We start from the raw sequence: 24,340 nt of genomic DNA on the forward strand, positions 1-24,340 counted from the left end.
TCAAGACTCCAGGTCATGCCGGTTGACCCGGTCTTCCAGGCGGTTTTGGAAATGCGCCAGGATGCTGGCCAGTACCCAGTAGATCAGGGCGGCGGACAGATACATGGTGAAAATTTCGAAGGTGCGCGCAGACACCAGTTGAGCCTGGCGGAACAGCTCTGGTACCTGGATGGTGGCGGCCAGCGCGGTGTCCTTGACCAGCGAAATAAAGCTGTTGCCCAAAGGTGGCAGGGCGGTGCGCATCGCCTGCGGCAGGATGGCCCGGCGTAGAGTCTGCGCACGGGTCATGCCGATACTGGCGGCGGCCTCCCACTGGCCACGCTCGATGGAAGCGATGGCGGCCCGCAGGATTTCACAGGCGTAGGCGGCCATGTTCAGCGAAAAGCCGATCATGGCGGCCGGGATCGGATCCAGCTCGATGCCCACTTGCGGCAAGCCGTAGTAGATCAGGAACAGCTGTACCAGCAAGGGCGTGCCGCGAAAGAACGACACGTAGACGCGGGCTGTCCAGCTCAGCAGCTTGAAGCGCGACAGCCGCATCAAGGCCAGGCCGAAGCCCAGCAGCAAGCCGAAAAACATCCCGCCAAGGCTGAGAATCACCGTGTAATACGCGCCCTTGAGCAAAAAGGGCGCGGAGTCCAGCGCGAGTTGGAAACCTGCTTCCATTATTGAGTGACGTCAGCGTTGAAGTACTTCTCGGACAGCTTCTTCAAGGTGCCGTCGGCGCGCAGCTTGTCGAGGGCCTTGTTCACCGCTTCAAGCAGCTCGGGCTCGCCTTTGCGCAGGGCGATACCGGCTTCCTGGCGGGAGAAGGCGTCGCCGGCAGCGGCGGTGTCCGGGGCTTTCTTGGCGTATTCCAGGGCGGCCAGGCGGTCGATCAGGATGGCGTCGATACGGCCGATGCGCAGGTCCTGGAACTTGGTCGGGTCATCGTTATAGGTCTTGATAATGGCTTTTGGTTGGTTGTCCTTGAGCCATTGTTCGTAGTTGGTGCCCAGGCCTACCCCGACTTTCTTGCCGGCCAGGTCGTCGGCGGTCTTGATGGTGTCGACGTTCTTTTTCAGCACCAGCGCCTGAATACCGGACACGGTGTAAGGCGTGGAGAAGTCGTACTTCTTCTTGCGCTCTTCAGAGATGGTGACTTGGTTGACCACCGCGTCCAGGCGCTTGGATTCCAGGGCCGCGAGGATGCCGTCCCATGGTGTGGCCTGGAGCTTGACCTTCACGCCCAGCTCTTTGGCCAGGGCTTCGGACAGCTCGACTTCGAAACCGCTGAGCTTGCCGCTTTCATCGACGAAGCTGAACGGTGGGTAGGTGCCTTCCAGGCCGATTTTGATCTCGCCGGCCTTTTTGATGTTGCCCAGTTGCTCGCCAGCAACCGCCTGGCCCAGCCAACCGGCGCCGAGAGCCAGACCCAAAGTGCCAACCAGCAACGTGCGACGGAATACAGAAATAGTCATGAAGAGCCCCTGTGTTTTTTATGTTGAGCGAAGCAGGTGACGCAGTAGTCGTATCCTGCCTTAAAGCGCGTAGCGCGTCTTCGCCTACGGCGCGATGATAAAGCCAGGTTTTAAGACTTGAAAACAATATAAATCTTAATTGATATTCTATTTTTGAATATGCGTTGAGTCTAACGTGGGAGGGGGCTTGCCCCCCTCCCATTTAGCCCGCGTTTATTCAGTTGAAAACCGAGTCATAGGCAAACAACGCCGGTGCCCCACCGGTATGCAGGAAAATAATCGGGCCATCTTCAAAGCGCTGGCGGCCGATACCGTCGAGCAAGCCGGCCATGGCCTTGCCAGTGTAGACCGGGTCCAGCAGCAGGCCTTCCTGGCTCGCCAATAGCTTGACCGCCGAAAGGGTGCCGGCGTTCGGTTCACCATAACGGGGGCCGAAATATTCATCCCACAGGATCACCTTGAACGCGTCGGGGATGTCCACACCCAGCAACTCGGCCGTGCGTTCGGCCAGGCCCTGGACTTTCGGGAACTGCGCTTCTTCAGTGCGCGATACGGTGATGCCGATCACGGGCAACTGCGGCAGCACTTCACTCAATGCCAACGCCAGGCCGCTGTGGGTACCGGCGCTGCCGGAGGCCAGCACCACGGCGGCGAATTCGATGCCGCTGTCTTCGATCTGTGCGGCCAGCTCAAGGCCGGCGCGCACGTAACCGAGGGCGCCGAGGGCATTGGAGCCGCCGATAGGCACCAGGTACGGCTTCTTGCCGTTGCTGCGCAGGCGATCGGCGAGGGCGTTGAGTTGGTCGTCGACGTTGTCGAGGTTTTCCACCAGCTCCACCTTGGCGTCGAACAGCTCCAGCAGCAGGCGGTTGCCGTTGCCCAGGTAGTTGGGGTCTTCGGTGCCGGTGGGGTTTTCCAGCAGGGCGACGCAGCCCAGGCCGAGCTTGGCGGCGAGGGCAGCGGTCTGGCGTACGTGGTTGGACTGGATCGCGCCGGCGGTCACCAGGGTATCGGCGCCCTGGGCGATGGCATCGGCTGCCAGGTATTCGAGTTTGCGCAGCTTGTTGCCACCCATGGCCAGTGGCGTGGTGTCGTCGCGCTTGACGTAGATGTCGCGTCCCAACCAGGTCGACAGCCGTTCGAGTTTTTCCAGGGCGGTGGCACCGCCGAGCAGTTCCAGGCGGTTAAAACGGTCGAGCTGTTGCTTGATCATGGCTACGCACGGTGGCTAAGGGATGGAGGGACTATAGGCAGGCACTTTTCATCGGGCAACCGTCAATCGCTTATGCCCGATGGTTCTTAGCATCACACCATTGGTTCTTAAGGGCGGTCAGGGTGCATACCGTAAAGTGATGGCCATTACGTCAGGAGTGAATACCGTGAGTGAGCGTTCCAGCCATTGGCAATTACAGACCATCGTCAGCCAACTGCGCGACGCCCGTGACCAGTGGCGAACGCGCAATGGCCGTTTGAGCGGCGAGCATGGCGGCCGCGAATTGCCGTCCCGTGAAGCCGTTGCGCAGATTCTCGAAGCCCTGTGTGGTGCGCTGTTTCCGATGCGCCTGGGGCCGGCGGACTTGCGTGAAGAAAGTGAAGATTTCTACGTCGGCCATACCCTAGACGTCGCGCTGAATGCCTTGCTGGCCCAGGCGCGTCTGGAGTTGCGTTATGCCGCGCGCCAGGGCGGCCAGGATGACAGCCAGATCGACGCCCATGCCATCCGGCTGATCCAGGATTTCGCCCTGGCCTTGCCATCCCTGCGCAGCCTGCTGGATACCGACGTACTCGCTGCCTACCACGGCGACCCGGCTGCACGCAGTGTGGATGAAGTGCTGCTGTGCTACCCGGGGATTCTCGCGGTGATTCACCATCGCCTGGCCCACCACCTGTACCGCGCCGGCTTGCCGCTGCTGGCGCGGATCAGCGCGGAAATCGCCCACTCGGCCACCGGGATCGATATCCACCCGGGTGCGCAGATCGGGCCGAGCTTCTTTATCGACCACGGGACCGGCGTGGTGATCGGCGAAACTGCCATCATCGGTGAGCGGGTGCGCATCTATCAGGCGGTTACGTTGGGGGCCAAGCGCTTCCCGGCAGATGAGGATGGGCAACTGCAGAAGGGCCATGCGCGCCACCCGATTGTCGAGGATGACGTGGTGATCTATGCCGGGGCGACGATCCTCGGGCGCATCACCATCGGCAAAGGGTCGACCATTGGCGGCAATGTTTGGCTGACGCGCAGTGTGCCGGCGGGGGCGAATATTACGCAGGCGAATTTGCAGCATGATGATGGGGCGCAAAAATAGCGCCGGTCTTAAAAATCACACAAAACCCTGTGGGAGGGGGCTTGCTCCCGATAGCGGAGTGTCAGTCAAAAATGAATTGGCTGAACCACCGCCATCGGGGGCAAGCCCCCTCCCACATTGAATTGCATTCCAACGTTGAACCGTATTTCAGTCAGTAACCGCTGAACGATTTGCCTCTTCCACCCGTCATACCAATCCTTGAGCTAGTGTAGGAATTATCTACCACTCAGCCCTGCGATTAGTCCCAGACCGCCTACCTATGTTTAACTTGAACGTTCGTTCAAGTTAAACCCGGTGGTTCGCTGCCCGCTCACAACAGGAGGCTTACCTTTGCTGAGTCCGTTTTATACAGCCACATCCCTCACCCTCGGGGTGCACCGTTCATGAGTGCATCGTCCACCCCATCCAGCGGCCTGGTGCGCATGAATGCGCCGGTTTTCTACTTTGCCGCTACCTTCATTCTGCTGTTCGGCATCACTGTCATCGCCATCCCGCAACAGGCCGGTGCCTGGCTGCTGGCGGCGCAAAACTGGGCGGCCAACACGGTCGGCTGGTACTACATGCTGGCGATGACCCTGTATCTGGTCTTCGTGGTGGTCACCGCGTTATCGGGCTACGGCAAGATAAAACTCGGTGCCGACCACGACGAGCCCGAATTCAGTTACCTGTCCTGGGCCGGCATGCTGTTCGCCGCCGGGATCAGCATCACGCTGTTCTTCTTCTGCGTGTCCGAGCCGCTGACGCACCTGGTGCAACCGCCCCAGGGCGAGGCCATGAATGCCGACGCTGCACGCCAGGCCATGCAGGTGCTGTTCCTGCACTGGGGCCTGCACGGCTGGGGCGTGTTTGCCTTTGTCGGCATGGCGCTGGCGTATTTCGCCTACCGGCATAACCTGCCGCTGGCGTTGCGCTCGGCGCTGTACCCGCTGATTGGTAAGCGCATCAACGGTCCTATCGGCTATGCGGTGGATGGCTTCGGCATCATTGCCACGGTGTTCGGCCTCGGTGCCGACATGGGCTTCGGCGTGCTGCACCTCAATTCCGGCCTCGACTACCTGTTCGGCATTGCCCACACCCAGTGGATCCAGGTCGGCTTGATCACCTTGATGATGGGCGCGGCAATCCTGGTCGCCGTCGCCGGTGTCGACAAGGGCGTGCGGGTCATGTCCGACATCAACATGCTGCTGGCCTGTGCGTTGCTGCTGTTCGTGTTGTTCGCCGGGCCCACCCAGCACTTGCTCAACACCCTGATCCAGAACATCGGTGACTACCTGGGCGCGTTGCCGACCAAGAGTTTCGATGTGTACGCCTACGACAAACCGAGCGACTGGCTGGGCGGCTGGACGGTGTTCTACTGGGCCTGGTGGATCGCATGGTCGCCGTTCGTAGGCCTGTTTATCGCACGCATCTCCCGTGGCCGAACCATCCGCGAATTTGTGTTCGGCGTGCTGCTGATCCCGCTGGGCTTCACCCTGGCGTGGATGTCGATCTTCGGCAACAGCGCCATCGACCAGGTGCTCAACCACGGCATGACCGCCCTCGGTCAGTCGGCCATCGATGACCCATCGATGAGCCTTTACCTGCTGCTGGAAACCTACCCGTGGAGCAAAACCGTGATCGCGGTCACGGTGTTTATCAGCTTCGTGTTCTTCGTCACGTCGGCCGACTCCGGCACCGTGGTGCTCTCGACCCTGTCGTCCAAGGGCGGCAACGCCGACGAAGACGGACCGAAATGGCTGCGGGTGTTCTGGGGCGCGATGACGGCACTGGTCACCAGTGCGTTGCTGTTTGCCGGCAGCATCGATTCGCTGAAATCGGCGGTGGTGCTGACTTCGCTGCCGTTCTCGCTGATCCTGCTGCTGATGATGTGGGGGCTGCACAAGGCCTTCTACCTCGAGTCGCAAAAGCAGATCGCGCAGTTGCATTCGCTGGCGCCGGTGTCGGGCTCACGCAAAGGCACCGGCGGTTGGCGCCAGCGTTTGAGCCAGGCCGTGCATTTCCCGTCGCGGGATGAGGTGTACCGGTTCCTTGAGACCACGGTGCGTCCGGCGATCGAAGAAGTGACAGCGGTGTTTGTCGAAAAAGGCCTCAACGTCGTCACCCAGCCCGACCCGTCCAATGACAGCGTCAGCCTGGAAATCGGTCACGGCGAAGAGCATCCGTTCGTGTACCAGGTGCAGATGCGCGGCTATTTCACGCCCTCATTTGCACGCGGCGGCATGGGTTCCAAACAGCTCAACAATCGCCGCTACTACCGGGCGGAAGTGCACTTGAGCGAGGGCAGCCAGGACTACGACCTGGTGGGCTACACCAAGGAGCAGATCATCAACGACATCCTCGACCAATACGAGCGCCACCTGCAGTTCCTGCACTTGGTGCGCTGACGCTAAACTCCCCGCAAAGCCCCGTTCTACGGGGCTTTCTTAAACTTAATTTCATCCGTCAAGGCGCTGTTTTGACGCGTAACTGTCATCTGGTCACTGCGTAATTGTGTGAAGCGTTTGACGCTTTCATTTCAGAACAGTGACGGAGACCGGTACCCATGAAGACGTTTTTAAGCCCTGTGGTGGGAGCCGCCATGGCGAGCTTTATGCTGTCCGCCCATGCGGATTTTATCGACGACAGCCACGCCGACGTGACCCTGCTCAACCGCTATCTCAACCAGCAGGGACGTGACGTGGTCGGCAGCAATGCCAAGGCTCACAGCATTCGGGATTGGGGCCAGGGTTTCGAGTTCAACTTCAAGTCCGGCTACACCGAGGGGCCGGTGGGCTTCGGTCTGGACCTGCAGGCGTTCTATGGCTTGAAACTGGATTCCGGTGGCGACCTCAACGACAAGGATCACCAGGGTCGCTATCCCGGCAGCATGTTCCCGCTTGATAACGGCAAATCCGCCGACCAGTTCGGCGTGCTCAGCCCGACCTTCAAGATGCGCTTTGCCAAGGATGAGTTGCGCGTCGGCACGCTGTACGGCAACAACCCGGTGCTGGCCAACACCGACGGGCGCCTGTACCAGCAGACCAATACCGGTGTGCAACTGGTGTCCAAGGACCTCAGCGACTTCACCTTCACCGGCGGCGATATTTTCAAGACCAAGATCCGCAACGAAACCGGCGACCAGGGCATGATCACCGCCGGCGGGACCAAAGAGAGCGATCGCTTCCTGTTTGGCGGCGCGGACTACACCGGCATACAGAACACCACTGTCAGCCTGTGGTACTCCAACCTTGAGGATTACTACCAGCAGTTCTTCCTCGGCGCCAAGCGTCATGACGCTTTGTCAGTCGGTGCGATCGATACTGACGTGCGCGTGTTCCGCAGCCTGGGTGTGGGCGGCAACGCCGACGGCGACAAGGACTTTGCCGCAGCAGGCCTGTACGGCGACGGCGTGAACAAGGGCCGCATCAACCAGTCCACCGTCAGCCTGCTGGAAAGCTACAGCCTGGACGGCCATACCGTCGGCCTGGGCATCCAGAAAAACAGCGGCGACAGCGACTTCCCGTACCTGGATTCCGGCCTCAACAGCGGTGACGCTCGACAAGGCCCAGGCTCGGGTGCCGACACCCCGGCGCTGACCAACATGCAGCTGAACAAATTCCAACATGCCGGCGAACGTACCTGGCTGGCGCAGTACAAATATGATTTGGGCAAACTCGGTCTCAACGGCCTGACGTTCTCCGCTGCCTACGCCCACGGCGATGACATCCGCACCGCCCAGGGCACCACCAGCGAATGGGAGCGAAACGTGGCCGTGGCGTATCAAGTGCCCACTGGTACCCTCAAAGGCCTTGGCGTGACCTGGAAAAACGCCCACGCCAGCCCGGACATTACCGGCGCCACCGTGCAGGATGAAAACCGCTTCTATGTCAGCTATGTCGTTCCACTCTGGTAGGAAATTGCTGTAAAACGGAAGGGCAGACTTAAGCGATTCAGCTGGTTAAAAGGCCTGGGAATATCGTTATTCCCAGGCCTTATTTGCCTACGTCCAAGAGAGGATTCGATGACTTACATTGCTGCCGAAAACCGCTATGAATCTATCCCGTATCGCCGCGTAGGCCGCAGTGGATTGGTGCTGCCGGCACTGTCCCTGGGGCTGTGGCACAACTTTGGCGACAGCACCCCGATCGACACCCAGCGCGCCCTGCTGCGCACCGCGTTCGACCTGGGCATCAACCACTTCGACCTGGCCAACAACTACGGCCCACCCTATGGCAGCGCCGAGATCAACTTCGGTCGCCTGCTGCGCGAAGACTTCAAGCACTACCGCGACGAATTGATCATCTCCAGCAAGGCCGGCTGGGACATGTGGCCGGGCCCTTACGGCCAGGGCGGCGGCTCACGCAAATACGTGCTGGCAAGCCTGGACCAGAGCCTGCAACGCCTGGGCGTCGACTATGTGGATATTTTCTACTCCCACCGTTTTGATGCCGACACACCCCTGGAAGAAACCGCCAGCGCCCTCGCCACCGCCGTGCAACAGGGCAAGGCGTTGTACATCGGTATCTCGTCTTATTCCGGGGTGAAAACCCGCGAAATCGCCGCGCTGCTCAAAGAGTGGAAAGTCCCGCTGCTGATCCACCAGCCGGCCTACAACCTGCTTAACCGCTGGGTGGAAAAAGACCTGCTGGACACCACCGAAGAACTCGGCGCCGGCGTGATTGCCTTCACGCCGCTGGCCCAGGGCTTGCTCACCGACAAGTACCTCAACGGCGTGCCGGCCGACGCACGTGTCAACCGTCCGGGGGGTGGTTCGTTGCAGGCCAAGCATCTGTCGGAAGCCAACATCGCCCACGTACGTGCGCTGAACGAAATCGCCCAGCGCCGGGGTCAGAGCCTGGCGCAATTGGCGCTCGCCTGGACCTTGCGCGACCCACGGGTGACCAGCGCGCTTATCGGCGCCAGCCGGCCGGAGCAGATCATCGAAAACGTCGGCGCGTTGAAGAACTTGAGTTTCAGTGCGGAAGAACTGGCGGAGATCGATCGGTTTGCGCAGGAAGGTGGAATCAACTTGTGGGAAAAGCCATCCAGCGCTGAATAACCTGACACCACTGGGTCAATGTGAGAGGGGGCAAGCCCCCTCCCACATTTGATTTGCAGTGTGGTTTAGAACGGCACATCCCCAAGAATCGTCGCCCGATGCATCACGCGCCGCTGCGGCCGGTAGTCATCCACCGCGTAATGCTGGGTCACGCGGTTATCCCAGAACGCCACGTCGTTCTCCTGCCAGCGCCAGCGGAGGGTGAATTCCGGCCGTATCGCGTGGGCGAACAGCAGCTTCAGGATCGCTTCGCTCTCCGCTGGCTCCAGCTCATTGATCCTGGTGGTGAACCCGTCACTGACAAACAGCGACTTACGCCCGCTGACCGGATGTGTGCGCACTACCGGGTGCGACAGCGGTGGGTTTTTCCTGCGGGTTTCTTCCCAGCGCGCCAGGTCTTCGGCGGTGTTGCCAAAGCGTTCCAGCGGAAAGGATTTGGTGAAGTCGTGGGTGGCCGTCAGCCCATCGAGCAACCGCTTCAACGGCGCGGACAACGCCTCATACGCCGCGATGCCACTGGCCCACAGCGTATCGCCACCAAACGCCGGCAACAGCTTGGCGCTGAGTACCGCGCCGAGGGCCGGGGTGGGCAGGAAGGTCACGTCGGTGTGCCACACGGCGTTGTCGCGCACGTCGGTGACGGCGGTGTCGAGGATCAGCACTTCGGGCTGTTCCGGCACGTTGGGGTAGATCGGGTGGATATGCAGGTCGCCGAAGTTCGCCGCGAACCGCGCCTGCTGCTGCGGGGTGATCGGCTGGCCACGGAAGAACAGCACCGAGTGGGTGAGTAATGCCTGCTCGATGGCATCGCGGTGTTCGGCGCTCAGCGGCTGGGTGATATCGACGCCACTGATCTGGGCGCCCAGGGCGGTACTCAAGGGGGTAATGGTCAGGCTGCTCATGGGGTTCTCACTCAATGTGCCTGGCCATGCCAAGGCACTAACTTACGCTGCAGGGCGCGCAGGCCCATTTCCATGGCGAAGGCGATCAGGGCGATCACCAGGATCCCCAACACCACCACATCGGTGACCAGGAACTGCGCCGCCGACTGCACCATGAAACCCAGGCCGCTGGTGGCCGCGATCAGTTCGGCGGCGACCAGGGTCGACCAACCTACACCCAGGCCGATGCGCACACCGGTGAGGATGTCGGGCAGGGCGCTCGGCAGGATCACATGGCGAATCAGTTGGGCACGGGTGGCGCCCAGCGACTGCGCCGCACGCAGCTTGGCCGGGTCGACGGTGCGCACGCCGGTCGCGGTGGCGATCGCGATGGGCGCAAAGATCGCCAGGTAGATCAGCAGCACCTTGGACAGCTCGCCGATACCGCACCAGATCACGATCAACGGCAGGTAAGCCAGGGGCGGAATTGGCCGGTAAAACTCGATCAGCGGGTCGAGAATGCCGCGGGCGATGCGGTTGGAACCGATGGCAATCCCCACCGGCACGGCGGTCAGCACCGCGAAGCCCAGGCCCAGGCCGATCCGGCTGAGACTCGCGCCCAGGTGCTGCCACAAGGTGGAATCCATATAGCCCGCAGTCGCCAGCAGCCAGCCTTTTTGCAGCACGGCGGAGGGCGGTGGCAGGAACAACGGTTCGATCAGGCCCGTAGCGGTGACGGCCCACCAGAGGGCCAGCAAGGTGACCAGGGTCAACAGGCTGATCCAGCGCGTGCTCAGGCTGCGACGGACAGGAATAACCGCGTGGGCCACCGGCTTGGCAGCGGTGGCGGGGAGTTCGTAGCTGCTCATGCGGACACCTGCCGTTGCGAGAACACTTTGCCCAGCACGTGCTCACGGGTTTCGATAAAGCGCGGGTCGGACTTGATCGCCCGCGCCGACTCACCGGCGGCGTAGCGCTGGCCGAAGTCCAGGTGCAGACGCTCGACGATCTGCCCCGGGTTGGGCGCCAACAGGATCAGGTCGGTGGCGAGGAACACCGCTTCTTCGATGTCATGGGTAATCAGGAACACCGGCTTGGCCGTGCGTCGCCAGACTTGCAGCAACAGTTCCTGCATCTGTTCGCGGGTGAAGGCATCGAGGGCGCCGAAGGGTTCGTCCATCAGCAGCACGCGCGGGTCGGCGGCCAAGGCGCGAGCCAGGCCGACGCGTTGCTTCTGGCCTCCGGAGAGCTGCCAGATGCGGCGATTGTCGAAGCCGGCGAGGTCCACCAGCGCGAGCATTTCCCTGGCACGCACTTCACGCTGCGCCTTGGGCACGCCGGCCAGTTCCAGGCCGAAACCGACATTGGCCAACACGTCCTGCCAGGGCAGCAGCGCGTCGTCCTGGAACACCACGCCGCGTTCGGCGCTGGGACCTTTGACCTGTACGCCATCGAGGGTGATGCGCCCGGCAGAAGGTTCGACAAAGCCGGCAATCAGGTTCAACAGCGAAGTCTTGCCACTGCCGGACGGACCGAGGGCCACCAGCAATTGCTGGGGCCCCAGGTCGAGTGAAATGTCGGACAGCACCGGTTCTGTGGCGCCTGGGTACTGTGCGCTGATGCGCTCCAGTTGTAGCAAGGCCATCGCGATGAACTCCTGGATCAGTGGGTGATGAACTTGGCGCTGACGTAAGGGGCGTAGTCCGGCAGCACGGCGTCGACCTTGCCTTGTTCCTTGAGGAACGCAGCGGTATCGGTCACGGCCTTGGTGGTCGGTGCGCCCAGCAGGGTCACCTGGTCAGCGGCCAGCGGGTAGACGTTGCCTTGCAGCAGCAGCGGGATGTCACTGGCTTTGGCGCCGGAGAGCTTCACCAGTTTGTCGACGTTGCCTTTGTCGGCGAGCCAGGCTTGTGGGTCTTTGCGGTACGCGGCGTAGGCATCCAGAGTGACTTTGGCGAAGGCTGTGACGATTTCCGGGTGTTTCTCGGCGAAGTCCTTGCGCACGATCCAGGCATCGAAGGTCGGCGCGCCGAACTTGGCCAGCTCGCCGGAGGTGATCAGCACCTTGCCGTTTTCCTTGGCCACGCCCAGTGCTGGGTCCCATACGTAAGTGGCGTCGATGTCACCGCGCTTCCAGGCCGCGATGATCGCCGGCGGGGCGAGGTTGAGGATGGTCACTTTCGACGGGTCGATGTTCCAATGCTTCAGCGCGGCCAACAGGCTGTAGTGGCCGGTGGAAACGAAGGGCACGGCGACCTTCTTGCCGATCAGGTCCTGAGGGCCGTTGATCCCGGCACCGTTGCGCGCCACCAGGGCTTCGGCACCGCCGATCTGAGTGGCAACCAGGAAGGTTTCCACCGGAACTTTACGGGTGATCGCAGCGGTCAGCGGGCTGGAACCGAGGTAGCCGATCTGCACGTCGCCGGAGGCAATGGCGGCGATGATGTCGGCGCCATTGTCGAATTTGCGCCAGTCGATCTTGGCGTTAGTGGCTTTTTCGTACGCACCGTCGGCCTGGGCAACTTTGGCCGGGTCTACGGTGGTCTGGTAAGCGATGGTTACATCCGCCGCCTGGGCAAACAGGCTGGCACCGGCCAGGGACAACGCGGCCAGGAGGCGCAGAGGGGTTAACAGTTTCAAGGGGAAGCTCCTCAATCAGGCGGCCGAGGGTCGGCGTGTGAGGAGACTAAATGATCTAAGAATCCGAAAATAAATAACATTTTCGAATTAGCTTATGGGCGAAAGGTTGAAGCGAATCTTGAGCTTGATTGCGGGCAAATGTGGGAGGGGGCTTGCCCCGATTGCACTGGGTCAGTCAACCCATCAGTGACTGATCTACCGCCATCGGGGGCAAGCCCCCTCCCACAATGGACCGAGTTCGGTCTTAGTTACTGATCGCCAGAATGCTCGCCTGGTACGACCCGACAAACACATCAAAGTCGCCCACTTCGTTCTGCTCCAACTCCGCCTGCTGTGCCAGCGATGTGCGCGCCCGCTCTTCAAAGCGTGCTTGTTCCTCAGCCGGCAACGGCTCGCGGCGGAAATACTCGGCATGCACCTCGCTCTGATGCAGGGAGAATTGCGCAAAACTCTCTTTGCGCTCGGCCATCGCCGCCAATACCTGCGCCGAAGGGGTCAGGGACGGGTCCTTGACCTTGGCCAACTGGGCGTCCAGCGCCTGGCTGTGTTCGGTGATGCCGTGGCTTTCATCCAGCAGCGCAGCCAAGGGGGCAATCTTCTCCAGCAGCTCGGTAGCCCATTCCTTCATGTCCACGGCCTGGCCCTTGCGCTGCAATTGCAGGCCCGGGCGCCGGCCTTCCTTGACCACGCTGAGGAAGTTGGACGTGGCGTTGCCGCATTCGTTGTCGGCGAACAGCGGGCTGTCGTTCAGCGCGCAATACAACAGGAATGCGTCGAGGAAACGCGACTCCGGCAGGTCGATGCCCATCGGCAGGAACGGGTTGATGTCCAGGCAGCGCACTTCGATGTACTGGATGCCACGGGCCATCAGCGCCTGGATCGGCCGCTCGCCGGTATAGGTCACGCGCTTGGGGCGGATGTTGGAGTAGTACTCGTTTTCGATCTGCAGGATGTTGGTGTTGAGCTGTACCCACTCACCGTCCTTGTGGGTACCGATTTCGACATAGGGCGCGTAGGGCGTTGCCACGGCTTCGCGCAGGCTGTCGGTGTAGCTGGCCAGGTCGTTGTAGCACGGCGTCAGGCCCGCCTGGGCGTTGCTCTGGTAACCCAGGTCGCTCATGCGCAGGCTGGTGGCATACGGCAGGTACAGGGTGTCGGCGTCGAGTACTTCCAATTGGTGCGAGCGACCGCGCAGGAAACCCGCGTCCAGGGCCGGCGAGGCACCGAACAGGTACATCAGCAGCCAGCTGTAGCGGCGGAAGTTGCGGATCAGCGCGATATAGGCGGTGGACTGATAGTCGCGGTCGGTGCCGACGAAGCCTTCAGTCTCCTTGAGCAGCGGCCACAACGGTTCCGGCAGGGAAAAGTTGTAGTGGATGCCGGCGATGCACTGCATGGTCTTGCCGTAACGCAGGGCCAGGCCCTTGCGGTACACGTACTTGAGCTGTCCGATATTGGAGGTGCCGTAGTAGGCAATCGGAATGTCTTCCTCGGCCGGCAACGGGCACGGCATCGAGGGGCTCCACAGGTACTCACTGCCGAGCTTGGTGTAGGCAAAGCGATGGATCTTGTCCAGGCTGCTCAGGGTATCGGCCGGGTTGGGCAGGGCCGGAGTAATGAACTCCAGCAGCGATTCCGAGTAGTCGGTGGTGATCTGTTCATGGGTCAACGCGGCGCCCAGGGCTTCGGGGTGCGGCGTTTGCGCCAGGCGACCGTCACCGGTGACACGTAGGCATTCACGCTCGATGCCGTGCAGGCACTGCTCTAGCAGGGAGAGGTGTTCGCGCTTGCCGAGCAGGGCCAGGCGGCGGTTGAGAAGTTCGCTCAAGTTGGATTCCTTCACGCGTCAGTCGCCCCAATATGGGGGTGGGCAGGACGGTCTACAAGGGTGAAGTTGAAACTGGCGTGATCGCCTGGTTTTGAGTCGATTTGACCCGCGTTAAAAAAGCCTACTTCACTCCATGAATTGGGCTATAGCGCAGCAAGAAAATTCCGACGCCGTTATCGCAGCGCCGAAATTAACTCAAATCGAGGGCTTGGAGCTATAGGACAGCGAACGTGCCCTGTGCTTTTGCGACAAGTCTTTCGTCCTGATACACATCGGCTTCGACCACCAGCGTGCGCCGACCGGCGTGAATCACGCGGCTGGTGCACAGCACGTCACCGTCTTCCACGGCGCGGATGTAGTTGATCTTGCATTCGATGGTGGCGCTCTGCTGGTCAAACCCATGGGCGCTGGAACAGGCCAGCCCCATGGTGATGTCGACCAGGCTGAAAATCGCCCCGCCGTGGAGCTTGCCCGCGCGGTTGCGCAGGTGCGGCTCCAGGGTCAGGGCCACTTCGGCAACGCCTTCTTCGAGGCGTTGCAGGCGGCAGCCGATCAGTTCGCTGAACGCGCTCTGGGTCAAGCCGGCGGGGATTTCCATCAACGTTTCTTCAGCTGCTTGGCGTTGGCGAACAGCGAGGCCATGGCGTTGTTGCTTGGCGCTGCGGTGGCGGTTTCCTTGCGCGGTTGATTGTTTTCAGAGCGGTTCTGCGATTGGCGCGGTGCCGAGCCAGGACGTGCACCACGGGCGCCGTCGATTTTTTCGCCTGGGGTGTCGCCCATGCGCATCGACAGGCCAACGCGTTTGCGCGGGATGTCGACTTCCATGACCTTGACCTTGACCACATCACCGGCTTTCACCGCTTCGCGCGGATCCTTGATGAACTTCTCCGAAAGCGCAGAAATGTGCACCAAACCGTCCTGATGCACGCCGATGTCCACAAACGCGCCGAAGTTGGTCACGTTGGTGACCACGCCTTCGAGGATCATGCCCAGTTGCAGGTCCTTGAGGTCTTCCACGCCGTCCTGGAACTCGGCGGTCTTGAACTCTGGACGCGGATCGCGGCCAGGTTTTTCCAGCTCTTGCAGGATGTCGGTGATGGTCGGCACGCCGAAGGTTTCGTCGGTGTACTTCTTTGGATCCAGGCGCTTGAGGAACGCGGCGTCGCCGATCAGCGAGCGGATGTCGCGGTCGGTCTCGGCGGCGATGCGTTGCACCAGCGGATAAGCTTCCGGGTGAACGGCTGACGAATCCAGCGGGTTGTCGCCGTTCATCACGCGTAGGAAGCCGGCGGCTTGCTCGAAGGTTTTTTCACCCAGGCGTGCGACTTTCTTCAGTGCAGCGCGGGTTTTGAACGCGCCGTTTTCGTCGCGGTGAGTGACGATGTTCTGCGCCAGGGTGGCGTTGAGGCCGGAGATACGCGCCAACAGCGCTACGGAGGCGGTGTTCACGTCCACGCCCACGGCGTTTACGCAGTCTTCCACCACCGCATCCAGGCCGCGCGCCAGTTTCAGCTGCGACACGTCGTGCTGGTACTGGCCGACACCGATGGATTTAGGGTCGATCTTCACCAGTTCGGCCAGCGGGTCCTGCAGGCGACGGGCGATGGACACCGCGCCACGGATCGACACGTCGAGGTCCGGGAATTCCTTGGACGCCAGTTCCGATGCCGAGTACACCGAAGCACCGGCTTCGGAGACCATCACCTTGGTCATCTTCATGGCTGGGTATTTTTTGATCAGTTCGGCGGCCAGCTTGTCGGTTTCACGGCTGGCAGTGCCGTTGCCGATGGCGATCAGGTCCACCGAATGCTTGGCGCACAGGGCGGCCAGGATGGCGAGGGTCTGGTCCCACTTGTTGTGCGGCACGTGTGGGTACACGGTGGCGTGGTCCAGCAGCTTGCCGGTGGCATCGACCACGGCGACCTTGCAGCCGGTGCGCAGGCCGGGGTCGAGGCCCAGGGTGGCGCGCGGGCCGGCCGGGGCGGCCAGCAACAGGTCGTGCAGGTTGTGGGCGAATACGTTGATCGCCTCAGTTTCGGCGCCGTCGCGCAACTCGCCGAGCAGGTCGGTTTCCAGGTGGGTGTAGAGCTTGACCTTCCAGGTCCAGCGCACGACTTCACCGAGCCACTTGTCCGCAGGACGATTCTGATTCTGGATGCCGAATTGTTGGCCGATCATGCCTTCGCACGGGTGCATGGTGCCCGGCAGTTCGTCGCCGACTTTGAGTGCTGAGCTGAGAATACCTTCGTTGCGGCCACGGAAAATCGCCAGCGCACGGTGGGACGGCATGCTTTTCAGCGGTTCGTCGTGTTCGAAGTAGTCGCGGAACTTGGCGCCTTCTTCCTCTTTGCCGGCGATGACGCGGGCGCTGAGGGTGGCTTCCTGTTTCAGATAGTTGCGCAGTTTTTCCAGCAGGTTGGCGTCTTCGGCGAAGCGCTCCATCAGGATGTACTTGGCGCCTTCGAGGGCGGCCTTGACGTCGGCAACGCCTTTTTCAGCGTTGACGAAGCGTGCGGCTTCGGTCTCCGGGGTCAGCGACGGGTCGTTGAACAGGCCGTCGGCCAGTTCGCCCAGGCCGGCCTCCAGGGCGATCTGACCCTTGGTGCGGCGCTTCTGTTTGTACGGCAGGTAAAGGTCTTCGAGGCGGGTCTTGGTGTCGGCGAGCTTGATGTCGCGTTCCAGCTGCGGGGTCAACTTGCCCTGTTCCTCGATACTGGCGAGGATGCTGATACGCCGTTCGTCGAGTTCTCGCAGGTAGCGCAGGCGTTCTTCCAGGTGCCGCAGTTGGATGTCGTCGAGGCTGCCGGTCACTTCTTTCCGGTAACGGGCGATGAAGGGCACCGTGGAGCCTTCATCCAGTAGAGCGACGGCCGCTTCGACCTGTTGTGGGCGTACACCGAGTTCTTCGGCGATGCGGCTGTTGATGCTGTCCATAAAACCACCTGAAATTCTGAAAAGCAGCCCGCTGGCCCAAAAAACAAGGCCTTGCGCGGCTGGTTGAGCGGCCCGACTGGCGCCGCTACCTGGGTCAAGAGGCAGCCTATTGACCCTCGAAATCGAAAAAATCACGACAAGCGGGTGAAAAAAGCCCGGCATTAAACGGCAACGATCTGACGTTGCCCTGCACGAAGGCGCCGCATTATAACCAGCGTTCTGCCCTTGGAGGGTACTGCGTCAATGGTTGAAAGGGGCGGGTTCGCTGGCAGCAGAGGAAAAATCTGCTAACAATGCACACGGTGCGTATAACGGCAGCTACGCCATAATGCGCGCCGAGATAAGAGGAGCATCCAATGAGCAGCACTGCACAAACTGCTGAAGGCGAAAAAATTCTCATCGTTGATGACGATCCGGGGCTGAGCAGCCTGCTGGAGCGTTTCTTCAACTCCAAGGGCTATCGTGCCCGCGCGGTGCCGAACACCGAGCAGATGGACCGTCTCCTGGGGCGCGAAGTATTCAACCTGGTCGTACTCGACCTGATGCTGCCCGGCGAAGACGGCCTCACCGCCTGCAAGCGCCTGCGCGGCGCGAACAACCAGATTCCAATCATCATGCTTACCGCCAAGGGCGATGAGCTGAGCCGCATCAAGGGCCTCGAGCTGGGCGCTGATGACTACCTGGCCAAGCCCTTCAACCCTGACGAGTTGATGGCGCGGGTCAAAGCCGTGTTGCGTCGTCAGGCACCGCCGGTACCGGGCGCGCCGGGCAGCGAAGACGAAAGCGTTACCTTTGGCGACTACGAACTGTCGCTGGCGACCCGCGAACTCAAGCGTGGCGACGAAGTGCACATGCTCACCACCGGTGAATTCGCCGTGCTCAAGGCCCTGGTGATGAACGCGCGTCAGCCGCTGACCCGCGACAAACTGATGAACCTGGCCCGCGGTCGCGAATGGGACGCCCTGGAGCGCTCCATCGACGTGCAGATTTCCCGTCTGCGCCGGATGATCGAGCCGGACCCGTCGAAGCCTCGGTATATCCAGACGGTATGGGGTGTGGGTTATGTGTTTGTGCCGGATGGCACCGCCACGAAGTGACCGATGATTTGCAGGACGGGCATCCTGGCGTTTGACTCCATGAGGGTCGACGGGATGCCCGGCGTCTGCAATTCTGCGAGCGCCGCTCGTTCCTGCAAGGTGTCCAGCTGTCTTCTATGAAAACCCCTCTGTGGTTCCCGCAAAGTTTCTTCTCCCGCACCCTTTGGCTGGTGCTGATCGTCGTGCTGTTTTCCAAGGCGTTGACACTGGTTTATCTGCTGATGAACGAAGACGTGCTGGTGGACCGGCAGTACAGCCATGGTGTCGCCCTGACGCTGCGTGGTTACTGGGCTGTAGACCCTGAGAACCGGGAAAAAGTAGCCAAGGCGTCGACGTTGACCCGCGTTGACGGGGCGGGTGTGCCCGAGGGTGAGCAGCATTGGCCCTACAGCGAGATCTACCAACGCCAGATGCAGGCCGAGCTGGGCGAGGACACCGAGGTGCGCTTGCGCATGCATGTTTCACCTGCGCTGTGGGTGAGGGCGCCGAGCCTTGGCGATGCTTGGATCAAGGTTCCGCTGTATCCGCATCCTTTGCGGGGGCAGAAGATCTGGAACGTGTTGGGCTGGTTCCTGGCTATCGGCTTGCTTTCCACCGCGTCCGCGTGGATTTTCGTTCGTCAGCTTAACCAACCGCTTAAACGCCTGGTATTTGCCGCCCGCCAACTGGGCCAGGGGCGCAGCGTGCGCCTGCCGGTCAGCGATACGCCCAGTGAAATGACCGAGGTGTATGGCGCCTTCAACCAGATGGCGGAGGATGTCGAACAGGCCGGGCGCGAACGCGAGCTGATGCTGGCGGGGGTGTCCCATGACTTGCGCACGCCATTGACGCGATTGCGCCTGTCCCTGGAGCTGATGGGCAACCATAGCGACCTCACCGACGACATGGTTCGCGACATCGAAGACATGGACGCGATTCTCGACCAGTTCCTGGCGTTTATCCGCGATGGACGTGACGAGGTGGTGGAGGAAGTCGATCTCACGGACCTGGTGCGTGAGGTTGTCGCGCCCTACAACCAGAATGGCGAGCAAGTGCGCATGCGCCTTGAACCGATCCAGCCGTTTGCGTTGCGTCGGGTGTCGATGAAACGCCTTCTGAACAATCTGATCGGCAACGCTTTGCACCACGCCGGTTCGGATGTGGAAGTGGCTGCGTATGTGTCCGGCGACAGTGCCGCGCCGTACGTGGTGCTGAGTGTGATGGACCGGGGGGCGGGCATCGATCCGGACGAGCTGGAGGGTATCTTCAACCCCTTCACCCGTGGCGACCGTGCCCGGGGTGGCAAGGGGACCGGTCTGGGGCTGGCGATCGTGCGGCGGATTGCTTCGATGCACGGCGGAAATGTCGAGTTGCGTAACCGCGAAGACGGTGGCCTGGAAGCGCGGGTGCGCTTGCCGCTTGGGCTGATGCTGCCAAGAGACGCGGTATAAAAACAGCTGCAAGTTTCAAGCTTAAAGCCGCAAGAGAAAGGCAGATAGCTTTTGCCCTTTCTTGCAGCTTATAGCTTTAAGCTAACAGCCGCGTCTCTAACCCTTGCCTTTGGTCCTGGTCATATTCGGTCCACCATTCTTCTCCAGATGCTGAATGATGATCCCCGCCACGTCCTTCCCTGTGGTGGTCTCGATCCCTTCCAGGCCCGGCGACGAGTTCACCTCCATCACCAGCGGGCCGTGATTGGAGCGCAGGATATCCACACCCGCCACGGCCAACCCCATGACCTTGGCCGCTCGCAACGCGGTCATGCGTTCTTCAGGTGTGATCTTGATCAGGCTGGCGCTGCCGCCGCGGTGCAGGTTGGAGCGGAACTCTCCGGGCTTGGCCTGGCGCTTCATGGCTGCGATCACCTTGTCGCCCACCACGAAGCAGCGAATATCCGCACCGCCGGCTTCCTTGATGTATTCCTGCACCATGATGTTCTGCTTGAGGCCCATGAACGCCTCGATCACGGATTCCGCTGCGGTCGCGGTTTCACACAGTACTACACCGATGCCCTGGGTGCCTTCCAGCACCTTGATCACCAGCGGCGCGCCGTTGACCATTTCGATCAGGTCGGGAATGTCGTCGGGGGAGTGTGCAAAGCCAGTGACCGGCAGGCCGATGCCCCGCCGCGAGAGCAGTTGCAACGAGCGTAATTTATCCCGCGAACGTGCAATGGCCACGGATTCATTGAGGGGGAAAACCCCCATCATTTCGAACTGGCGCAACACGGCGCAGCCATAGAACGTCACCGAGGCGCCAATACGCGGGATCACCGCATCAAACCCTTCGAGGGGCTTGCCGCGATAGTGGATCTGCGGCTTGTGGCTGGCAATGTTCATATAGGCACGCAACGTGTCGATCACTACCATTTCATGGCCACGTTCGGTGCCGGCCTCGACCAGGCGGCGGGTGGAATACAGACGCGGGTTTCGCGACAGCACAGCAATCTTCATGCAGCACCTGGGGCAGAAATAGTAGAGACCGGGAACACCGGCTTGTCTTGAACGTACTTGACGCCGGGATTGACCACCAGATGGCCGTCAATCAGCGCCTTGGAACCCAGTAACAGGCGGTAACGCATGGCTTTGCGACAGGCCAGGGTGAACTCCACCCGCCATACCCGATCACCCAGCGCCAGGGTGGTGCTGATCACGTAGCGCACCTGCGCATGGCCATTGGAGCTCTTGATGGTTTTCATGGTCACCAGGGGCGCCTCGCAGCGGCGGTGACGCAGTTGCACAACGCTGCCCAGGTGCGCGGTAAAGCGCACCCATTTCTCACCGTCGCGCTCAAAAGGCTCGATATCGGTGGCATGCAGGCTGGAGGTGCTGGCACCGGTGTCGATCTTGGCGCGCAGGCCCGCCACTCCCAAGTCGGGAAGTGCCACCCACTCACGCAGACCTACAACGGTCAAATGGTCAAATGTCTTCAATTATGGGTAACCGATCAATTCGCCCAGGCTTTCGGTGAAACCTCGGCCAGGGCTTTGAATGCAGGCTTGGCGAACCAGTAGCCTTGCATCAGAAATATTCCACAGTCAGACAGAAAGTCGCGCTCGCCGGCACTTTCGATGCCTTCGGCGATGACAGTAACGTTCAACTGCTCACAGATTGTGACAATTCCCTGGACGATCACCTGACGGACACGATCCTGGTCGACATCGCGGATCAGTGCCATGTCGAGTTTGATCAGGTCAGGTTGGAAATCGGCCAGCAGATTCAGCCCCGAATAGCCCGCGCCGAAGTCGTCGATGGCGGTCTTGAAGCCGAACTCGCGGTATTCACGCAGAATATTCGTCAAATGGCGATAGTTATCTACATGCTCGCTTTCCAGTGTCTCGAAAATCAGTTGGTCCAGCGGAAAATTGTGCGCGCGAGCCGCCTCAAGGGTGCTTCGGATGCACAACTCCGGACGGTACACGGCATTGGGCATGAAGTTGATGGATAGGCGGGTTTGCATCCCCAAGCCTGCAGCACCGGCAATCGCCTGGGTGCGGCAGCGCTGGTCGAAGCGGTAGCGGTTGCTGTCATTGACCTTCTCCAGCACCGATATCGCCCCTTCGCCCTGTGTACCGCGCACCAAGGCTTCGTGGGCAAAAATCGAATGGTCCCGAAGGTCTACGATAGGCTGGTAGGCGAAAGCAAAATCGAAACCCAGGGGTTCGCTTTGCTGGCAGCCTGCGCAACGCTGGTCAGGCGAGGTGAGTGAAGTGGGAAAGTCGGTCACGGCGTATCCTCGCGAAAACAGGGTGCTACCTGGCGTATCTTAGGTGAGCCTTGGGATTTATGCGTCGAAGGGTTTCAACGTTACAGTTGCGACATTTGTCAGAGCGAGGAATTCAAGTGGCTCAAAAGCAGGAAGAGGAAGAAAAGGTCCGTCTGGACAAGTGGCTGTGGGCGGCGCGTTTCTTTAAAACCCGTGCCTTGGGCAAGGCCGCGATTGAGAGTGGCAAAGTGCATCATCGAGGCGAGCGCTGTAAACCGGGCAAAGAGCCACGTGTCGGTGATGAGTTGCAGATTCGGATAGGTTTTGACGAAAAGACTGTCGTGGTGCAGGCACTTTCCATCGTGCGCCGTGGCGCCCCCGAAGCACAGGCGCTGTATACCGAAACCGAAGCGAGCATTGCCAGGCGCGAAAATGCGGCAGCCATGCGCAAGGCGGGCGCCACGGGGATGACCACCGATGGCAAGCCGAGCAAGAAACAGCGCCGCGACCTGTTCAAGTTTCGCGGCAGTGGCAATGATGACTGATTGCGCAGCGGCCCATTCAAATGTGGGAGGGGGCAAGCCTCTTCCCACATTTGGCCTGCAGCGTTAAGGGGATGTGCGCACGACGCTCAATCCACCGATCACCGGCAGCTTGCCGAGTAACCCGAAGATCGGCATCGTCACTTGTAACAAAGCGCCCGACACCTTCGCCGCAAACGGCGTGTAATACCCCCAGCCCAACGCCAACAGCGCCAGCAACACACCGCCGATGTAATCGTCCTGCCCCCAATGTGCGCCCGCCACCAGCCGCGGCATCATGAACAACAGCGCCAGGCCCCAGATCACCAGCACCTGGCCGACGCGCTTGGCGAACACGGTCATGAACATTGCCCAGATCAGCAACACCGAGGCGTGATCCCCCGGAAAGCTTTGGCTTGAGCGGTCCTTCAGCTCCCAGGTCTTCTCCAGTCCCGGGAAATAGTCACTCATCTGGATCGCCCCGGCGATGACCATCGACGGGCTACTGTGTTGCCAACCCATCTGCGCCGCGAGTTTGGAAAACAGCATGCGGATAAACAGCAAGAGCAACAAAATGCCGACAAAACCTAACAGTGCCTGGCGGACCTGCACGGCCTTGAATACCCAGTCGCCACGAATCAGCAGCATCAGCAGGATCACCCCGACCACTGCATCAAACGGCCGCAAACTGGCCACGGCCCATACGTGCAGCCATGTTGCGTTGCTCGCCAGCGGGTCGTTGAGAAGGTGAAACAGCCACTCGTCGAAAATCACACACAGCATCTGTCCCGTGGGCCACAGCCAAAAACACAGCAGCCCGATAGCGAGTAGATTGCACAGAGCCCATCGCCGGAGGTTCCACTTGGCTTGGAACAAACCCGGATTGTTCATAAACTGTCCCTCTTCGCTCTATAAAAGCTCTCTGTTTCCAGGAGAAAGCCGCACCAAGATGGTGCTAAAGCGTTTGATTTTATAAACCTTGTAAACAATTTGTCATCAATTCAGATACCCAGACCTATGACTGATCTACCGGATACCGACTTCACCCAACGCTTCATCTTCGACGAGAGCGACGCCCGCGGCGAAATGGTTTCGTTGGAGCGCAGCTACGCCGAAGTCCTCGCCAAGCACCCCTATCCGGAGCCGGTCGCACAACTGCTCGGTGAGCTGATGGCAGCTGCTGCATTGCTGGTAGGCACCATGAAGTTCGACGGTTTGCTGATCCTGCAGGCCCGATCCGAAGGGCCGATTCCGCTGTTGATGATCGAGTGCTCAAGCGAGCGCGAAATCCGTGGCCTGGCCCGTTATGAAGCCGACCAGATTGCCCCGGACGCCACCCTGGCCGAGCTGATGCCTAACGGCGTCCTGGCGCTCACCGTCGACCCGACCGTAGGCCAGCGTTACCAGGGCATCGTCGACCTCGACGGCAAAACGCTGTCGGAATGCTTCACCAACTATTTCGTGATGTCCCAGCAAGTGGGCACCAAGTTCTGGCTCAACGCCGACGGCAAGCGCGCCCGTGGCATGTTGCTGCAACAACTGCCGGCCGACCGTATCAAGGACGACGAAGATCGCGCTGAAAGCTGGCGGCACTGCATTGCCTTGGCCGATACCCTGAAAGCCGAAGAACTGCTGGGCCTGGACAACGAAACCATCCTGCACCGCCTGTACCACGAAGACCCCGTGCGCCTGTTCGACGCGCAGACTCTGCACTTCCACTGCAGCTGCTCCCGCGAGCGTTCAGGGAACGCCCTGGTCAGCCTGGGCCTGGAAGATGCGCAGAACCTGGTGGTGGAACACGGTGGAAATATCGAGATCGACTGCCAGTTCTGCAACGAGCGCTACCTGTTCGACGCTGCCGATGTAGCGCAATTGTTCGCTGGCGCAGGTATCGACACGCCTTCCGACACCCGCCACTAAAACGTTTAAGCACAGGTAAATCACCTGTCAA

Annotated in this window: 22 protein-coding genes; 8 read left to right on the top strand and 14 right to left on the bottom strand. The window is 60.8% G+C overall.

What is annotated here, in order from left to right:
- The 3 genes from tcyL to ACHPFG_RS02055 form a co-directional block, all read right to left on the bottom strand.
- Nucleotides 1–666 (bottom strand): cystine ABC transporter permease, encoded by a 666-nt coding sequence (gene tcyL, locus ACHPFG_RS02045; protein WP_032884921.1) that lies wholly within the window; start codon nt 664–666, stop codon nt 1–3.
- Nucleotides 666–1,460: a cystine ABC transporter substrate-binding protein gene (gene tcyJ / locus ACHPFG_RS02050; protein WP_108573701.1), complete on the bottom strand. Its 795-nt coding sequence runs from the start codon at nt 1,458–1,460 to the stop codon at nt 666–668. Before tcyJ ends, tcyL begins: the two co-directional genes overlap by 1 nt.
- A 217-nt stretch (nt 1,461–1,677) precedes the next feature.
- On the bottom strand, nt 1,678–2,673 hold the full coding sequence (locus tag ACHPFG_RS02055; protein WP_340053358.1) for a D-cysteine desulfhydrase: 996 nt from the start codon (nt 2,671–2,673) through the stop codon (nt 1,678–1,680).
- Nucleotides 2,674–2,839: 166 nt separating this feature from the next.
- Between ACHPFG_RS02055 and epsC the strand changes: the two genes are divergently transcribed.
- The 4 genes from epsC to mgrA all read left to right on the top strand — a co-directional run bounded on the left by epsC (nt 2,840) and on the right by mgrA (nt 8,804).
- Nucleotides 2,840–3,766, top strand: a complete 927-nt coding sequence (gene epsC, locus ACHPFG_RS02060; protein ID WP_145335788.1) for a serine O-acetyltransferase EpsC — start codon at nt 2,840–2,842, stop codon at nt 3,764–3,766.
- Between the two features lie 422 nt (nt 3,767–4,188).
- Nucleotides 4,189–6,150, top strand: a complete 1,962-nt coding sequence (betT, locus tag ACHPFG_RS02065; RefSeq protein WP_339453456.1) for a choline transporter BetT — start codon at nt 4,189–4,191, stop codon at nt 6,148–6,150.
- Nucleotides 6,151–6,308: 158 nt separating this feature from the next.
- Nucleotides 6,309–7,658: an OprD family outer membrane porin gene (locus tag ACHPFG_RS02070; protein WP_431701481.1), complete on the top strand. Its 1,350-nt coding sequence runs from the start codon at nt 6,309–6,311 to the stop codon at nt 7,656–7,658.
- Nucleotides 7,659–7,766: 108 nt separating this feature from the next.
- The gene (gene mgrA, locus ACHPFG_RS02075; RefSeq protein WP_053140257.1) at nt 7,767–8,804 is read left to right on the top strand and encodes an L-glyceraldehyde 3-phosphate reductase; all 1,038 of its coding nucleotides are present in this window, start codon (nt 7,767–7,769) and stop codon (nt 8,802–8,804) included.
- 65 nt (nt 8,805–8,869) lie between these two features.
- On the opposite strand, the gene tauD is transcribed toward mgrA, so the two are convergent.
- From tauD to ACHPFG_RS02110, 7 genes are all read right to left on the bottom strand, one after another.
- The gene (gene tauD, locus ACHPFG_RS02080; protein WP_431701482.1) at nt 8,870–9,706 is read right to left on the bottom strand and encodes a taurine dioxygenase; all 837 of its coding nucleotides are present in this window, start codon (nt 9,704–9,706) and stop codon (nt 8,870–8,872) included.
- Nucleotides 9,707–9,717: 11 nt separating this feature from the next.
- On the bottom strand, nt 9,718–10,554 hold the full coding sequence (gene tauC, locus ACHPFG_RS02085) for a taurine ABC transporter permease TauC (protein ID WP_431701483.1): 837 nt from the start codon (nt 10,552–10,554) through the stop codon (nt 9,718–9,720).
- On the bottom strand, nt 10,551–11,330 hold the full coding sequence (gene tauB / locus ACHPFG_RS02090) for a taurine ABC transporter ATP-binding subunit (protein WP_431701484.1): 780 nt from the start codon (nt 11,328–11,330) through the stop codon (nt 10,551–10,553). The genes tauC and tauB overlap by 4 nt, the downstream gene beginning before the upstream one ends.
- 17 nt (nt 11,331–11,347) lie before the next feature.
- Nucleotides 11,348–12,325: a taurine ABC transporter substrate-binding protein gene (gene tauA / locus ACHPFG_RS02095; RefSeq protein ID WP_431701485.1), complete on the bottom strand. Its 978-nt coding sequence runs from the start codon at nt 12,323–12,325 to the stop codon at nt 11,348–11,350.
- Between the two features lie 244 nt (nt 12,326–12,569).
- A complete protein-coding gene (gene gshA, locus ACHPFG_RS02100; RefSeq protein WP_131696978.1) occupies nt 12,570–14,153 on the bottom strand; it encodes a glutamate--cysteine ligase in 1,584 nt (527 codons plus the stop codon).
- A 214-nt stretch (nt 14,154–14,367) separates the two neighbouring features.
- Nucleotides 14,368–14,751, bottom strand: a complete 384-nt coding sequence (locus tag ACHPFG_RS02105; RefSeq protein ID WP_065925818.1) for a PaaI family thioesterase — start codon at nt 14,749–14,751, stop codon at nt 14,368–14,370.
- A complete protein-coding gene (locus tag ACHPFG_RS02110) occupies nt 14,751–17,087 on the bottom strand; it encodes a Tex family protein (protein WP_431701486.1) in 2,337 nt (778 codons plus the stop codon). Before ACHPFG_RS02110 ends, ACHPFG_RS02105 begins: the two co-directional genes overlap by 1 nt.
- A gap of 356 nt (nt 17,088–17,443) precedes the next feature.
- Between ACHPFG_RS02110 and ompR the strand changes: the two genes are divergently transcribed.
- Entirely contained in the window at nt 17,444–18,184 is a 741-nt protein-coding gene (gene ompR, locus ACHPFG_RS02115) for an osmolarity response regulator transcription factor OmpR (protein WP_015373500.1), read from the top strand.
- 116 nt (nt 18,185–18,300) lie between these two features.
- Nucleotides 18,301–19,614, top strand: a complete 1,314-nt coding sequence (locus tag ACHPFG_RS02120) for an ATP-binding protein (RefSeq protein ID WP_115487864.1) — start codon at nt 18,301–18,303, stop codon at nt 19,612–19,614.
- Nucleotides 19,615–19,710: 96 nt separating this feature from the next.
- On the opposite strand, the gene rimK is transcribed toward ACHPFG_RS02120, so the two are convergent.
- The 3 genes from rimK to ACHPFG_RS02135 are packed head-to-tail and all read right to left on the bottom strand — an operon-like array spanning nt 19,711 to nt 21,889.
- Nucleotides 19,711–20,616, bottom strand: coding sequence for a 30S ribosomal protein S6--L-glutamate ligase (gene rimK / locus ACHPFG_RS02125; protein WP_003171022.1), 906 nt, complete (start codon nt 20,614–20,616; stop codon nt 19,711–19,713).
- Nucleotides 20,613–21,077, bottom strand: a complete 465-nt coding sequence (locus ACHPFG_RS02130; RefSeq protein ID WP_174245656.1) for an ATP-dependent zinc protease family protein — start codon at nt 21,075–21,077, stop codon at nt 20,613–20,615. The genes rimK and ACHPFG_RS02130 overlap by 4 nt, the downstream gene beginning before the upstream one ends.
- Before the next feature lie 32 nt (nt 21,078–21,109).
- The gene (locus tag ACHPFG_RS02135; RefSeq protein ID WP_431701487.1) at nt 21,110–21,889 is read right to left on the bottom strand and encodes an EAL domain-containing protein; all 780 of its coding nucleotides are present in this window, start codon (nt 21,887–21,889) and stop codon (nt 21,110–21,112) included.
- A 116-nt stretch (nt 21,890–22,005) separates the two neighbouring features.
- Here ACHPFG_RS02135 and ACHPFG_RS02140 point away from each other — a divergent pair, with 116 nt between their 5' ends.
- Complete coding sequence (locus ACHPFG_RS02140; protein WP_431701488.1) at nt 22,006–22,413, top strand: RNA-binding S4 domain-containing protein; 408 nt, start codon at nt 22,006–22,008, stop codon at nt 22,411–22,413.
- 63 nt (nt 22,414–22,476) lie between these two features.
- On the opposite strand, the gene ACHPFG_RS02145 is transcribed toward ACHPFG_RS02140, so the two are convergent.
- The gene (locus ACHPFG_RS02145; RefSeq protein WP_431701489.1) at nt 22,477–23,280 is read right to left on the bottom strand and encodes a phosphatase PAP2 family protein; all 804 of its coding nucleotides are present in this window, start codon (nt 23,278–23,280) and stop codon (nt 22,477–22,479) included.
- Nucleotides 23,281–23,406: 126 nt separating this feature from the next.
- Here ACHPFG_RS02145 and hslO point away from each other — a divergent pair, with 126 nt between their 5' ends.
- A complete protein-coding gene (gene hslO / locus ACHPFG_RS02150; RefSeq protein ID WP_223016790.1) occupies nt 23,407–24,309 on the top strand; it encodes an Hsp33 family molecular chaperone HslO in 903 nt (300 codons plus the stop codon).
- Nucleotides 24,310–24,340: the final 31 nt, after the last annotated feature.

It is taken from the genome of Pseudomonas sp. BR20, assembly GCF_050780135.1.
In the GTDB taxonomy this organism is placed as follows: Bacteria; Pseudomonadota; Gammaproteobacteria; order Pseudomonadales; family Pseudomonadaceae; genus Aquipseudomonas.